Below are 12,322 nucleotides of genomic sequence, written 5' to 3'. Positions count from 1 at the left end.
TCCGGTTAATGCCGGAGTGATGCGGGCTAATAATCAGTGAAGGAACAAAACCCTACTGATTACAGTTTCACTTTATTCCGAATGCTCAGCTCGGTGCGCTAAACGACTTGAAGCAGCGGCAGCGATTCCGCCAACGATATCATCAAGGAATGTGTGCACCTTTCCAGTTGATTTATCATTTAAGTACTCTAAAATACCCGGTTTTAATTTATCGATATATCCAAAGTTCGTGAAACCGATAGAACCGTACACGTTAACGATTGAAAGTGCGATAACTTCATCAATTCCGTATAAGCCTTCATCACGTTTTACGATATCTTGTAACGGTGCGCTTAACATTCCTTTTTCAGCAAGGACATCAAGTTCAATGCCTGTAATAAGTGCGTTTTGTACTTCGCGTTTGGATAGTACACGCTCAACATTATAGCGACATTCTGACATCTCTAATTTTGGATGGTATGTTTTTTGAAGAAAATGAACAAGTTCAGCAATATCGTCAATTGTTACACCGCGTTCTTGTAATAGTTGTAATGCTCTTTCTTGTAGTTGATTTGATTCTTTCATGTTTATCACCTTTTTTTCTTTTTAGTATTTATATACGTTTCGTTGCTTTATCATGTGCATAGGAATGAAAGGCGAGCACAAGCTCATATATATATAGAAAAACCATAGGTGGCGACTGCGATGATTCAGCATATTTATGAGCATTATCACATGCATGTTAAAGAATTAATCCCCCTTGGCCCCTATAAAAGCTTTTGGATTCGCAACAAAATTTATGTACTTGTTCCAATTGGAGAAATGGAGGAAGAAGTACTTGTAGAGATGAAAAAGCTCAGTGATTATATGAACCAGCAAGGGGATATAACTGTTGCGACTTTCGTTCCGACTATACACGGCTACTATGTGAGTGAGATAGAAGAAAAAAATTATTGCTTATTAAAAGGTATGCGTATGTTAGAGCGACATGCTACATCATTAGGAAGCGAGCTTTCTATATTCCATAAACGTGGTGCATTCTTTCCAGAAGAAGTTGAGCAATTAAGCCGCATTGGTGAATGGAAAGCGTTATGGGAAAAAAGGCTCGATCAATTAGAAAAGTTTTGGCAATCGCAAGTGATGAACCATCCTTCAGATGTATTCGATCAATTGTTTATTGAATCCTTCCCGTATTACTTAGGAGTTGCAGAAAATGCTATTCAATATGTTGTCGATACAGAAATGGATGATATACCACAAATAACTGACGCAGCAACCATTTGCCAGGAACGATTTACACCTTTATTATGGCATCAAACGAAGCGTCTCAAACTTCCTTTTGATTGGGTGTACGATCACCCAAGTAGAGATATAGCAGAATGGATTCGCTACATGATGATAGAAAAAAAGCAAGACTGGGAGCAAACGGTAGTTCAATTCATTACAGACTATGAGCGTAATTATTCACTATCCTCATTTGGTTGGCGCTTATTATTCGCAAGGCTCCTGTTTCCACTTCACTATTTTGAAACAGTCGAACGATATTATCAAACAGGAAACGAAGAGCAAAAAAGCATATATAGAGATCGCTTAGAAGCCATTTTACACGATGTGAACCGCTCTGAGCAATTTATGAAGCATTTTTATGAATCCTTTCGCTTACCAGTTGATAAGTTAGGGATTAGGAAATTAGATTGGCTATCTTAAAAGTATAAAAAAGAGGCCGATTGAGGTCTCTTTTTTATATCGCAATTTTATGTAATAAATTATGCTCCTACTTTTTGATCTGTACATATATTTAAAATGAGTTGATGTCTTTCAATTTTCTCATTTACCTTATTTAATAATTCTTGCTGAATTTCTTTAAATAAAAATTGATAGCTCGTATTCCATGTCGGTATAATGGGTGAAAGGCTTAATAAATATTCTTTTTTCTGTTCTAATTCTTGAAGTGTAGAAGAGATGTTTATAATTTTTGGCATGTGTCGTCCCCCTATGTTTTACTTTTCTTTCTGTGAACGATTTACTATATAAATAATTATCGCATTTTTTGAGAAGGATTTCCAATTATGTTTTATGATGTTAAAAGTGGTGAGGTGCGGATTTACTATTTGGAGAAGAAGTGCATGCGAAAAAAGAGACCAAAATTGGTCTCTTTTTGAGAAGGGGTTCTAAAGATCCGCTTCTGCTTTTAATTAAAATACTTGTTCTACTTCAATAACGCCTGGTACTTCTTCAAGTAGTGCGCGCTCGATACCAGCTTTTAGTGTGATTGTAGAACTTGGGCAGCTTCCGCATGCACCCATAAGGCGTAGTTTTACGATACCTTCTTCAATATCTACTAATTCAACGTCACCGCCATCACGAAGTAAGAACGGACGTAATTTATCTAATACTTCTAGTACTTGTTCTTGCATATTTGGGTTTTCCATTTTTATCGACTCCTTTCATCAGTTTTATTATAATCAAGATACAGAGGAAAATCTATTTTTTCTGTTCTTGTTTTATTGTCGAAATATTGTATCATGTTTACAACGTGTTTTTTCAGTATAGGGGTATAGAATGAATTTGTAAAACGATGTGCTTATGTAGTAAGCCATCTGAATATACTGTTAGAACAAAGAATTGGGGGAGAAGAAATGGTTAATGTTCAAGTGTATGGGGCGAAAGTAATTTGTGCAAGCTGCGTTGGAATGCCATCTTCAACAGAAACGTTTGAGTGGTTACAAGCGGCGATTGGTCGTAAATATGAAGGACAAGAAAATAAATTTAAGTTCGAGTATATTGATATTCAAGAAGATCAAGAAGATGAGGATAAACAAGCATTCGCAGAGCGAGTGGTGGAAGAAGATTTATTTTATCCAGTCGTTCTTGTAAATGGTGAAATCGTTGGAGAAGGAAATCCACGTTTGAAGGATGTTTACGAAGAAATCGAGAAATATTTATAAAGCATGAAGTCTTTGCGAATTTGCAAAGGCTTTTTTATATGGAGGGATAGATATGGAAAATGTAATAAAACATGCTTTGCCAGAAGAAGTAAAGCAGTTAATGAAGCGGTACATAGTAGAATTAAGAGAAATCTTTTCGGATGAAAAGTTAGTCGGCGTATACGTTTATGGATCCATTGCTTTAGGGGCATTTCATATAGAAACGAGCGATGTTGACTTTGTTACGGTAATAAGTGATTCCGTGAATGAAGCTGAAAAACAACAAATTATAGAACTGCATAAAAAACTTAGTAAAAATACGTTAGGTAAAAGAATGGACGGTATGTATATTCCGCTTGCTGACTTAGGAAAATATAATCATGAAATGGACGAGTACGTATATTGCGCAGATGGTAAGGCAGATATTGGCCATTGGGATATTAATGCGGTCACATGGTGGACGTTGAAAAACCAAGGTATTACTGTTATCGGGAAAGAAGCAGATGAACTCCCATTTCAAATAAAATGGGATGATGTAGTAAATACGATGAAATATAATGTAGAACATTACTGGAGTGAAAAAGCGAAGCGTCCCTATTTATTTTTTATAGAAGAATGGGTAGAATCAGCTGTCGTTACAATAGGGCGTATTTTATATACGTTAGAGCATAAAACAATCGTTTCAAAAGATAGAGGATTACAGTATATGTTAGAGCTTTATCCTCATAAGTGGGAACCTTTATTAAAAGAAGTAGAGCGAATACGACATAATCCAAAAGAAAAGCGAAAGCTCTCAAGTTGGAGAAGGGCTGATATGACGAAGAGGTATTTGCTTAGTGTGATAGAGGAGTGTAGGAGGAAGTGGTAGGAGAGGATAAAATGTTTCGAATGGGTGATCAGCCGAAGATTATGAAAGACTTAGCAAGTATAGCAGGTGATTTAGAAGAACTAGCGATTGATGGGAAAACGAAAAATATAGAACTGTTATAAAGGATTAGTAGAAAACGCAATGTGAAATTACATTGCGTTTTCTAGTAGTTTTTTCATATATATATCAACTTTATGAAAGAATATCGGCTCTTTTTTCTCATTATTAAGATGCACAGGGCAATGTAAATATTGCTGTAAGTAGTGATTTGCTTGTTCGTACTGTTTTAGATTGTAGAAAGCGAAACATGTAAGAAGCAAAAATGCTTTTTCTTGTAATATCGGAACGACAGATAGTATAGGGGGAATGGAATGTCTATTTGTTTTTACTAAACTGAAACCAATCTGGAATGATAGAAAGGTAATACGGAATATGTGTAGTTTCATGTGAAACATTATGCAATAGACGGTTGGGGTACAATGGTGGAATAGTAATTTGACATAAGTATCTGTAGTTAAAATAGGGAAAAGAACTCTAAAAGGGGCTCTTTTTTGTTAAATATATAAAATATTTAACATGGTGTATTAAATGTTTTATATATAAGCATTCTAATATATTTAATGGTAAAATGGAATATAAAATAAGGAATTGTCGGAATATATTCAATTTCTGTTCGTTTTCATGAAATATGGCTACTTTTTGTTAGATTCCTTCTTTTTATTTCTTTACAATAAAATTATATAGAAATAAGAAAAGGATGATGTATGTGAAGGAAACTGCTGTAGAGGGAAAAATTTCTTCGCCAGAATTACATAAAGTTGTGCGCAAGAATACGGCGTATTACGACTTTAAATGGGGACAAGTGAAGAATCCTGAGAAAGAAAATACGTGGAATTGGGTAGCATTTATCTTTCCGCATTTTTGGTTAGCTTATCGTAAAATGTATAAGTTATTTATTATACTTACATTAATAGGAGTACCTACTTTAATTACACCTGTTTTTATTGATATGCCAATGTGGATAGATTTTATAATATATGTTGGAACCATGCTATTTACTGGATGGCAAGGAAATCGTTTATATTATAAGCATATGGTTCGTATTTTACATAAGGCAGAAGATGTGCCTGATTATAAGAAAGAGTATTATTTACAATCAAAGGGCGGCGCTCATATCGGAGTTATGCTTGGTTTACAAGCGATAGTAATTGCGGTATTTGGTGCAATTAGTTTTGGCTTATCTTATTTACCAACTGAACCGAATATTAAAAACGTTGTTCGTTTAAGTCTTGAAGGAGATGCTTTAGAAACTATAACGGATAATCCAAATTGGAAGTATGTTAAGAAAGAAAAAGATTATGATGTAGTAGAATTTACTGGCTATGATTTTGAAGAAAAAAAGAATGTGAAAATTAAATTCGCTGTATATTTAAATGATGATTACTTCGAATGGCAAGAAGTGTATTTAAATAATAAGAAATTAAGTGAAGAAGAACAAGAAGAGTATCAAATTTACGTTGAAGAAAATATGTGGTTTTTCTAGAGAAAAACTCGTTTATTTAGAATAGAAAAGAAAAGAAGAATCTTGTGAAGGTTCTTCTTTTTATTTGTAGAAAACCGGAATACTAATTGAAATTTTGTAAAATACAATAAAAAATGAGAATTTGAGGTAGGCTTGTCAATAACGTGAGACTATGGCAGTATAAAGAAATGCTATACAAATTTTATTTATCGACATGTAAAAATCAGATTTGATTTTTACGTATAAATAATGAACGGAGGAAATGAACTTATGGCTACTTTACCAAATTGTCCAAAATGTAATTCAGAATATACGTATGAGGATGGCGTTCTTTTCGTATGTCCAGAATGTGCTCATGAGTGGGGCCAAGAAGCAGAGGCTGAAAATAATGATGGTGCAAAAGTTGTAAAAGATGCGAACGGAAACGTTCTTCAAGATGGCGATGCTGTTACTGTAATTAAAGATTTAAAAGTAAAAGGAACTTCTTCAGTTGTAAAGATTGGTACGAAAGTAAAGAGTATTCGTCTAGTTGAGGGAGATCACGATATTGATTGTAAAATCGACGGTTTCGGAGCTATGAAGTTAAAATCACAGTTCGTTAAGAAGGCGTAAGGTTAGTAAAGAAAAGACATTCCTTTAAGTACATCTGTTACTTATGGAATGTTTTTTTATTTTTAATTTAGGTAAAGGTTAACTTGAAGCAATTTACGGATGATAATAAACTGTGTGATTGGTCTTTGGGAGAATGGATGGAGACATGGGGAAATAGAAGAAAGCAAAGCTAGCTATGATTAGTCAGCTTTACTTTCTTCTATTTTTACGGAATTGCTAAAAAAGTCATTCATAAGTCGATCGTACAATTTTGAATTTTTGGGTATAGTATATAATTCTTTATCACCGTTTAATTTCATTCGTAAACTACCTGTTTTTGTGTTAAGCCAAAAGCGATAGTTCCCTTCATGGTATAAATTTTCGCTACTTTTCATTGTGCTCCTCCTACTTACAGCCATCTTATTTAATACTAGTTTTTTTATGAGTGCCTTTCAACTTCATTCAACTGACACCGCTTATTAAAGAACGTTTTATACCCAAGCTGTAAGAAGATAATGACAGAGAAAGCTGTACTTCCAGAAATGCCAAGTATAATTGCGATTTGATATTGAATAGCTGTAAATGGTGATACACCGGATAAAATTTGTCCTGTCATCATACCTGGAAGGCTTATAATTCCCATTCCGACCATGGAATTAATTGTTGGTAAAATAGCAGAATCAAAAGCGTCTCTTATAAGCGGAGCAACTGCTTGTTTTGGAGTTGCCCCGAGCATAAGTGCACCTTCAATATGATTTCTTTGCGATTTCATATTGTTTAAGAACGTATTTGCTCCGAGAGAAACTCCCGTCATTGCATTCCCGACTAACATTCCGGTAATTGGAACGATATATTGCGGAGCATACCAAGGATCGTGTCCGATAATAACAAAGATAAATAGTAGAAGCGGCCCGATTGATCCAGCAATCATGGAAATAGCGGCTACTCGTTTTAATTCTTTTGACATCGGAATATTAACTCGTTTATAAATGTTAAAAATTGCAAATGTAGTAATAGAAGTAATGAGAGCAATTGTATAAAATGGATTACTATTTTCAAATACGTATGTAAGGACATATGCAACAAGTACGAGCTGAATGGTCATACGGAATGTTGCAATTGTAATTTGTTTCTCACGCGGTATCCCTTTTAATTTCACAAGTCCGATTAAAATAAGAATGAAAATATATGCAGCGGCAAGTTGCCAAATTTGGAGTTCAATAACGCCCTTCAACTGAGAGCACTTCCTTTCGAGTAGCACCATTTGTTTTACTAATTTCAATAATATCGTCTGCAATTTCTTCTGGAAGTTGTTGCGAATGCGTGATGAAGATAACTGTTTTTTTCTTTTCTCTTGCTAGTTCAGTAAATCGTTTCATTACGCGGCGTTCAGTGTCACTATCTAATGCCGAAGTTGGTTCATCTAATAAATAGACGGGTGGATCCATTAGTATAATGCGAGCGAAAGCAAGTCTTTGCTTTTCACCGCCTGATAAAGAGGAGGCGCTATCTTCTAATTGTTTATCTAGGCTTACAGTCGTTAATGCGCCCTGTAAAGAATCGTCATTTGGAAATGGTTTTTCAGAAAGGCGAAGTCCCATTAATAAATTATCTTTAATCGTCCCATCAAAAATAGGCGGAGTTTGTCCGAGCATGACAACTTCACGGCGTAATTGAATGGGAGGATAATTTAAAATAGATTTTCCGTTATATTCAATTGTGCCGGATGTTGGGGATTGTAAATCATTTAGCATGCGAAGTAACGTGCTTTTTCCGCTACCGCTCTCTCCGATTATACAAGTGATATTTTCTTTATGAATTTGTAAGTAAGGGATGTTTAGAATATCTTTATATTTGATGTCTTTTAATATAAACATAAATTGCTCCTTTCTGATTCTAGTTATATCGTATCAAAAAGAGAGAAAAATAGAAAAATAAAGTGTATTTAGAAGGAACATCTTTTTTCTTTGCTTGTGGTGCTAGGGAGTCTTGAGACGGAAGTATTTAGCTCCGTTAATAAGTTTAGCAAACGATCTAAGTCTTGACTGAGAGAAATGACTTTATCGTGAGTAAATCCATATTTTTCAACGAGGTGGATTAATTCTTTCTTTTTCACTTCTATTCGATTATTTAGTTTTGTTAAGTTCATAAGTGAAACGGAATGCCCCCTATATGTATAGTATTTATAGCATAAAAAATAAGACCGAACGCATTCGGTCTTAAAGGAAATAATAAAAACAACTTACAAATAGCATACACTTTTCATCAATAGTTTTTAATATAAAAATAGAAAATTTTGCGAATCAATATTGAGAAAAATATTTCTAAAAATTATTATTTTGTACAAAAATTTTCTTTTTAGACGAATATAAAAAGGCTGTCTACTATGTAGGCAGCCTTTAAAGTATTAACCGTTATGATGTTTGTACATCCAAAGAATACCGGACTTCAATAATCTAGGAACACGTCCCATTAATGGTTGGTTTGCTAGTAAACCAAATCCGTGCTTTTTACCGAGAGAGCCGAGAACTCCTTTTAATTTAATAACAGGCAGTTCATCAGGAAGTGGTTCGTTATTCCAACGTTTTAATAATATTTGGACAATTTGTTCTCCTTGACCCTCAGCAAGTTGAGCAGATGGTGCGTGTGGAAGTGCTGCACAATCACCTACAACATAAACGTGCTCGTTGTTTGGAATATTGTGATATTTTGTTAAAACAACCCGTCCGCTACCATCTTGTTCAACTGGAAGATTTCGAACAACTACATTTGCTTGAATACCAGCTGTCCATACGATTGCATCACATTCAAGTGGTTCATCGTGGTTGTATACAATGTTTGGTTCCACTTTTGTGATGTTAGAGTTTCGTATAATGGTAACGTTATGTTTTACAAACCATTCTTCTACGTATCTACTTAACTTCTCTGGGTATGGGAATAAAATCCTATCTTTTCGGTCAAATAAATAGATTTTTAAATCAGAACGGCTCTCACGAAGTTCACTTGCTACTTCAACGCCGCTTAAACCAGCCCCAACGACAGCTACTGTTGCATTTGGTTCTAAGCTATTTAATTGTTCATATGTTTTGCGTGTTTGTTCAATCGATTGTAGGCTATGTGTATATTCCTTCGCCCCAGGAACGTTATGATATTTATCTTCACAGCCAAGCCCGATAATTAAATCATCATATTGGATTGTTTCGCCGCCATCGAGATGAACAGCTTTTGTTTCAAGATCAATATTTGTTACTGTACCATATTGAATATTGAGACGTGGATGTTCAGGAAACGGTATGCGAATATGCGTTTCTGAAATTGTACCCGCAACTAATGCATAATATTCAGTCTTGAAGCAATGATATGGTACTTTGTCGATTAATGTCACTTGTACATCATCTGGAAGCTGATTGTTTGGAAGTAGCCGCTGAAGAATTCTCATTCCACCGTAGCCGCCACCTAGTAGTACGAGGTGTTTCATGATGGATTACCCCTTTTCTGTTGAAATATCCCCTAATCATACAATTTTATATTGAAAAAATATTTTGACTTTACTCAATCAAATTATATCGAATTTGTGAACAAATAACAATGCATGAATGAATACTCTGTTGTACAATAAGAAGAAAAGTAAAGTAAACTGTTTTCATTTTCTAGTTACTATTTCATTATGAACAGCATGTTACATAAAAAAGGACATCTATTTTGAAGTGAAACAGTGAAGTAACTAAATGGTTTAGAATGTATAACGAACACAACAAGAAACAGCTTAGTTTTCTTCTTATAAATAAAATGAAATGGGATTAAGTAGATAAGGTTACTTATCCATTTTCACCAATTAGGCATGTACTTCGTTTTGAGGCGTATATGCTATTGCCCGCTAAAGTAAAGGGTAATTTGTTTAGAGATATAGGGGGGAGAGTTTTGATTAAACCATTAATCGAATTTTGTGTAGGTAACCTTGCAAGTGGCTCACAAGCAGCTTTAGAAAAATTAGAAAAGGATCCTAATTTAGACGTAATGGAATATGGTTGTTTAGGATATTGTGGTATTTGTTTTGAAGGTCCATTTGCACTTGTAAATGGTGAAGTTGTACAAGGTACAACAGTAGAAGAACTTGTAAATAATGTATATGATTATTTGGATGAAAATCCAATGTTTTAAGGCGTTGCAAATAGGCAACGTCTTTTTCTTTTGCCATTTATTCCGCTATTTGCGGTAATGTTTGTTTAAACAAAAAAAGGCCCTTTTTAGAAGGGCTTTTTTCTTACACGATTTGTGTAAGAATGGCTTATCGCCAAAACGTTGTCAAATATGAGAAACGGGGGACATTCATATTGTGTTCTAAAAGCATGCATTTTATACTTGAAATAATAAATTATTTTTGGAGTGAATAAAAATGAGCCAATTTTCTTTTACAAAAATGCATGGTCTTGGCAATAGTTATATATATGTAAATATGTTTGAAGAACAAATTCGCGAAGAAGATTTAGCTCTTGTAGCGGAAAAGGTTTCAAATATTAATACTGGTATTGGCGCAGATGGAATGATTTTAATTTGTCCTTCTGATGTAGCGCCAGTGAAAATGCGCATGTTTAATAATGATGGTTCAGAAGGAAAGAGCTGTGGTAATGGTTTACGCTGCGTAGCGAAATATGCGTATGAGCATAAACTAGTAGAGGAACCAGTGTTCACAATTGAAACGTTAGCTGGTATTGTTACCGCAGAAGTAACGGTAGAGGATGGAAAAGTTACATTAGCGAAAATTGACATGGGAGCACCTCGTTTAACACGTGAAGAGATCCCGATGCTTGGTGAAGGAGAAACACCATTTATTCGTGAAAACTTCTTATACAATAATCACCGTTATGCATTTACAGCTGTTTCAATGGGAAATCCGCATGCGGTTATTTTTGTTGATGATGTAGAAAATGCGCCTCTTACAACGTTAGGTCCAGTTCTTGAGACGCATGAAATGTTCCCAGAGCGAGTAAATGTTGAGTTCATCGAGATTTTAAACGATGAAGAGATGAACTTCCGCGTTTGGGAACGTGGATCTGGTGTAACACAAGCTTGCGGGACAGGAGCATGCGCCGCTGTCGTTGCAGCTATTTTAAATGGGAAAATGGAACGTGGTAAGGAAATTACGGTTCATTTAGCTGGCGGCGATTTAATGATCGCATGGACAGAAGAAGGGAATGTGTTAATGAAGGGACCTGCGGAAGTAATTTGCCGCGGAGTGTATGAGTACAAGATAGAAGCGTAAAGATGTATAATAGAATGAGAACAGAAAGGATGGTGTATTTCATGATTGAAGTAACAGAACAAGCAGCTTTTCAAATTAAAGATATGTTAAAAGATGCTGAAAATGGAGAGAAGTACGTGCGCCTTGCTGTACACGGCGGCGGATGTAGTGGTCTTTCTTACGGCTTAGGATTTGAAGTAGAACCAAATGAAGACGACACAGTTCTTGAGTTTTTCGGTGTTGAATTTGTTATCGATAAAGAAAGTGCTCCAATTGTTAAAGGAGTAAAAATTGACTATAAACAATCTATGCTTGGCGGCGGATTTACAATCGACAATCCAAACGCAATTGCATCATGCGGATGTGGATCATCTTTCCGTACAGCGTCGAATGCTGGTAAGCCGGAAGAGTGCTAAGTTTTTAGCAGAAATAGAGAAAGACCTTTTTAGCGATGAAATAAAATCGCTAAAAAGGTCTTTTCTTTTGTCGTAAAAAATCAAAAACGTCGCCGTCCAAATTTAGAAACCGACCTTAAGATATGTTGCATAACGAATTTTAAAATCTAATTTATTTTTGCATAGATGCATGTATCAGTTAGTTGTTTGCCGTCAGCTGAAAGATCTTCATTACGTAATATACCTTCAAGCTCAAAACCTAGTTTTTCAGGAATCGTACGACTTTTCGTGTTAGTACATTCACATCGTATTTCAATCCTTCTAAATTTAAATGATTGAAATCCAAGGTTTGTTAACGCACTTACTGTTTCTGTCATATATCCATTGCCACTAAATTGCGTGTTAATCCAGTATCCAATTTCACATTTAGAAATACTCCAATTAATTCCGTGAAGGCTGGCAGTTCCAACAAAATCATTTGTCTCCTTATGATAGATAAGATAGCGAAAGCTTTCTCTTTTCAAAAAATCTATATGCGCATTTCTCAGGAGAATTTCCGTTTCTTCAACAGTAGGGATTGACTGGAATAAAAACAACCATTGCTTTAATTCATTAATTGAATCTTTAATAGCTTGGTGTACTACATTCCCTTCACCAGCTTGAAGTGGTGCTCGAAGAATGAGTCTGTCTGTTTCTATTTGTAACGGAACATCTAATAAAATAGGGTTCATATAATTTCTCCTCTCGAAAACTTTAAATGATGACATAATGAAACTTATATAATAAAAAAACTTTCAC

17 protein-coding genes and 2 pseudogenes are annotated in these 12,322 nt (G+C 35.0%); 9 read left to right on the top strand and 10 right to left on the bottom strand.

The window, feature by feature from the left end:
- Nucleotides 1–72 precede the first annotated feature (72 nt).
- Nucleotides 73–564 (bottom strand): phosphatidylglycerophosphatase A family protein, encoded by a 492-nt coding sequence (locus MR109_RS05330; protein ID WP_048375346.1) that lies wholly within the window; start codon nt 562–564, stop codon nt 73–75.
- A 120-nt stretch (nt 565–684) separates the two neighbouring features.
- Here MR109_RS05330 and yutH point away from each other — a divergent pair, with 120 nt between their 5' ends.
- The gene (gene yutH, locus MR109_RS05325; protein WP_242271239.1) at nt 685–1,686 is read left to right on the top strand and encodes a spore coat putative kinase YutH; all 1,002 of its coding nucleotides are present in this window, start codon (nt 685–687) and stop codon (nt 1,684–1,686) included.
- Between the two features lie 59 nt (nt 1,687–1,745).
- On the opposite strand, the gene MR109_RS05320 is transcribed toward yutH, so the two are convergent.
- Nucleotides 1,746–1,961, bottom strand: a complete 216-nt coding sequence (locus MR109_RS05320; RefSeq protein WP_242271238.1) for a carbonic anhydrase — start codon at nt 1,959–1,961, stop codon at nt 1,746–1,748.
- 213 nt (nt 1,962–2,174) lie between these two features.
- The gene (locus tag MR109_RS05315; protein ID WP_000431179.1) at nt 2,175–2,411 is read right to left on the bottom strand and encodes a NifU family protein; all 237 of its coding nucleotides are present in this window, start codon (nt 2,409–2,411) and stop codon (nt 2,175–2,177) included.
- A 207-nt stretch (nt 2,412–2,618) separates the two neighbouring features.
- Here MR109_RS05315 and MR109_RS05310 point away from each other — a divergent pair, with 207 nt between their 5' ends.
- The 3 genes and pseudogenes from MR109_RS05310 to MR109_RS30180 all read left to right on the top strand — a co-directional run.
- Nucleotides 2,619–2,927 (top strand): YuzD family protein, encoded by a 309-nt coding sequence (locus MR109_RS05310; protein WP_242271237.1) that lies wholly within the window; start codon nt 2,619–2,621, stop codon nt 2,925–2,927.
- Between the two features lie 52 nt (nt 2,928–2,979).
- Nucleotides 2,980–3,774, top strand: coding sequence for a nucleotidyltransferase domain-containing protein (locus tag MR109_RS05305; protein ID WP_242271236.1), 795 nt, complete (start codon nt 2,980–2,982; stop codon nt 3,772–3,774).
- Between the two features lie 11 nt (nt 3,775–3,785).
- Nucleotides 3,786–3,893, top strand: a pseudogene (locus MR109_RS30180) (leucine-rich repeat domain-containing protein); the annotation flags it as partial.
- 30 nt (nt 3,894–3,923) lie between these two features.
- On the opposite strand, the pseudogene MR109_RS05300 reads toward MR109_RS30180, so the two are convergent.
- A pseudogene (locus MR109_RS05300) lies at nt 3,924–4,245 on the bottom strand (DUF4304 domain-containing protein); the annotation flags it as partial.
- 286 nt (nt 4,246–4,531) lie between these two features.
- Between MR109_RS05300 and MR109_RS05295 the strand changes: the two are divergent.
- Together MR109_RS05295 and phnA are read left to right on the top strand one after the other, a co-directional pair.
- Complete coding sequence (locus MR109_RS05295) at nt 4,532–5,317, top strand: DUF2628 domain-containing protein (RefSeq protein WP_277930958.1); 786 nt, start codon at nt 4,532–4,534, stop codon at nt 5,315–5,317.
- Between the two features lie 249 nt (nt 5,318–5,566).
- Nucleotides 5,567–5,908 carry an alkylphosphonate utilization operon protein PhnA gene (gene phnA, locus MR109_RS05290; protein ID WP_002174031.1) on the top strand — a complete coding sequence of 114 codons (342 nt, stop codon included), beginning with the start codon at nt 5,567–5,569 and terminating at the stop codon, nt 5,906–5,908.
- Nucleotides 5,909–6,087: 179 nt separating this feature from the next.
- Here phnA and MR109_RS05285 read toward each other — a convergent pair whose 3' ends face one another.
- The 5 genes from MR109_RS05285 to MR109_RS05265 all read right to left on the bottom strand — a co-directional run bounded on the left by MR109_RS05285 (nt 6,088) and on the right by MR109_RS05265 (nt 9,365).
- Nucleotides 6,088–6,282, bottom strand: a complete 195-nt coding sequence (locus MR109_RS05285) for a hypothetical protein (RefSeq protein WP_002174030.1) — start codon at nt 6,280–6,282, stop codon at nt 6,088–6,090.
- A gap of 44 nt (nt 6,283–6,326) precedes the next feature.
- The gene (locus MR109_RS05280) at nt 6,327–7,121 is read right to left on the bottom strand and encodes an ABC transporter permease (protein ID WP_098473690.1); all 795 of its coding nucleotides are present in this window, start codon (nt 7,119–7,121) and stop codon (nt 6,327–6,329) included.
- A complete protein-coding gene (locus MR109_RS05275; RefSeq protein WP_071718345.1) occupies nt 7,105–7,764 on the bottom strand; it encodes an ABC transporter ATP-binding protein in 660 nt (219 codons plus the stop codon). Before MR109_RS05275 ends, MR109_RS05280 begins: the two co-directional genes overlap by 17 nt.
- Nucleotides 7,765–7,832: 68 nt before the next feature.
- Complete coding sequence (locus MR109_RS05270; RefSeq protein WP_242271234.1) at nt 7,833–8,036, bottom strand: aspartyl-phosphate phosphatase Spo0E family protein; 204 nt, start codon at nt 8,034–8,036, stop codon at nt 7,833–7,835.
- 258 nt (nt 8,037–8,294) lie between these two features.
- Nucleotides 8,295–9,365: an NAD(P)/FAD-dependent oxidoreductase gene (locus tag MR109_RS05265; RefSeq protein WP_242271233.1), complete on the bottom strand. Its 1,071-nt coding sequence runs from the start codon at nt 9,363–9,365 to the stop codon at nt 8,295–8,297.
- A gap of 443 nt (nt 9,366–9,808) precedes the next feature.
- On the opposite strand from MR109_RS05265, the gene MR109_RS05260 reads away from it, so the two are divergent.
- From MR109_RS05260 to MR109_RS05250, 3 genes are all read left to right on the top strand, one after another.
- The gene (locus MR109_RS05260) at nt 9,809–10,048 is read left to right on the top strand and encodes a YuzB family protein (protein WP_025149573.1); all 240 of its coding nucleotides are present in this window, start codon (nt 9,809–9,811) and stop codon (nt 10,046–10,048) included.
- 235 nt (nt 10,049–10,283) lie between these two features.
- Complete coding sequence (gene dapF / locus MR109_RS05255; protein ID WP_178941051.1) at nt 10,284–11,150, top strand: diaminopimelate epimerase; 867 nt, start codon at nt 10,284–10,286, stop codon at nt 11,148–11,150.
- Nucleotides 11,151–11,191: 41 nt separating this feature from the next.
- Nucleotides 11,192–11,545: a HesB/IscA family protein gene (locus tag MR109_RS05250; RefSeq protein ID WP_098305444.1), complete on the top strand. Its 354-nt coding sequence runs from the start codon at nt 11,192–11,194 to the stop codon at nt 11,543–11,545.
- Nucleotides 11,546–11,691: 146 nt separating this feature from the next.
- Here the strand turns inward: MR109_RS05250 and MR109_RS05245 are convergent, their stop codons facing one another.
- A complete protein-coding gene (locus MR109_RS05245) occupies nt 11,692–12,255 on the bottom strand; it encodes a GNAT family N-acetyltransferase (RefSeq protein ID WP_242271232.1) in 564 nt (187 codons plus the stop codon).
- Nucleotides 12,256–12,322: the final 67 nt, after the last annotated feature.

This window comes from Bacillus cereus group sp. BfR-BA-01310, assembly GCF_022664325.1.
GTDB lineage: Bacteria > Bacillota > Bacilli > Bacillales > Bacillaceae_G > Bacillus_A > Bacillus_A paramycoides.
The sequence above is the reverse complement of the archived record's forward strand: the minus strand, read 5'-3'. Positions and strand labels throughout refer to the sequence as shown.

Excerpts from the sequence above, each read along its gene's own strand:
- MR109_RS05245 (WP_242271232.1), bottom strand. The coding sequence starts at position 12,255 with ATGAACCCTATTTTATTAGATGTTCCGTTACAAATAGAAACAGACAGA.
- dapF (WP_178941051.1), top strand. The coding sequence starts at position 10,284 with ATGAGCCAATTTTCTTTTACAAAAATGCATGGTCTTGGCAATAGTTAT.
- MR109_RS05285 (WP_002174030.1), bottom strand. The coding sequence starts at position 6,282 with ATGAAAAGTAGCGAAAATTTATACCATGAAGGGAACTATCGCTTTTGG.
- MR109_RS05330 (WP_048375346.1), bottom strand. The coding sequence starts at position 564 with ATGAAAGAATCAAATCAACTACAAGAAAGAGCATTACAACTATTACAA.
- phnA (WP_002174031.1), top strand. The coding sequence starts at position 5,567 with ATGGCTACTTTACCAAATTGTCCAAAATGTAATTCAGAATATACGTAT.
- MR109_RS05320 (WP_242271238.1), bottom strand. The coding sequence starts at position 1,961 with ATGCCAAAAATTATAAACATCTCTTCTACACTTCAAGAATTAGAACAG.
- MR109_RS05295 (WP_277930958.1), top strand. The coding sequence starts at position 4,532 with ATGATGTATGTGAAGGAAACTGCTGTAGAGGGAAAAATTTCTTCGCCA.
- MR109_RS05315 (WP_000431179.1), bottom strand. The coding sequence starts at position 2,411 with ATGGAAAACCCAAATATGCAAGAACAAGTACTAGAAGTATTAGATAAA.
- MR109_RS05250 (WP_098305444.1), top strand. The coding sequence starts at position 11,192 with ATGATTGAAGTAACAGAACAAGCAGCTTTTCAAATTAAAGATATGTTA.
- MR109_RS05310 (WP_242271237.1), top strand. The coding sequence starts at position 2,619 with ATGGTTAATGTTCAAGTGTATGGGGCGAAAGTAATTTGTGCAAGCTGC.
- yutH (WP_242271239.1), top strand. The coding sequence starts at position 685 with ATGATTCAGCATATTTATGAGCATTATCACATGCATGTTAAAGAATTA.
- MR109_RS05275 (WP_071718345.1), bottom strand. The coding sequence starts at position 7,764 with ATGTTTATATTAAAAGACATCAAATATAAAGATATTCTAAACATCCCT.
- MR109_RS05270 (WP_242271234.1), bottom strand. The coding sequence starts at position 8,036 with ATGAACTTAACAAAACTAAATAATCGAATAGAAGTGAAAAAGAAAGAA.
- MR109_RS05265 (WP_242271233.1), bottom strand. The coding sequence starts at position 9,365 with ATGAAACACCTCGTACTACTAGGTGGCGGCTACGGTGGAATGAGAATT.
- MR109_RS05305 (WP_242271236.1), top strand. The coding sequence starts at position 2,980 with ATGGAAAATGTAATAAAACATGCTTTGCCAGAAGAAGTAAAGCAGTTA.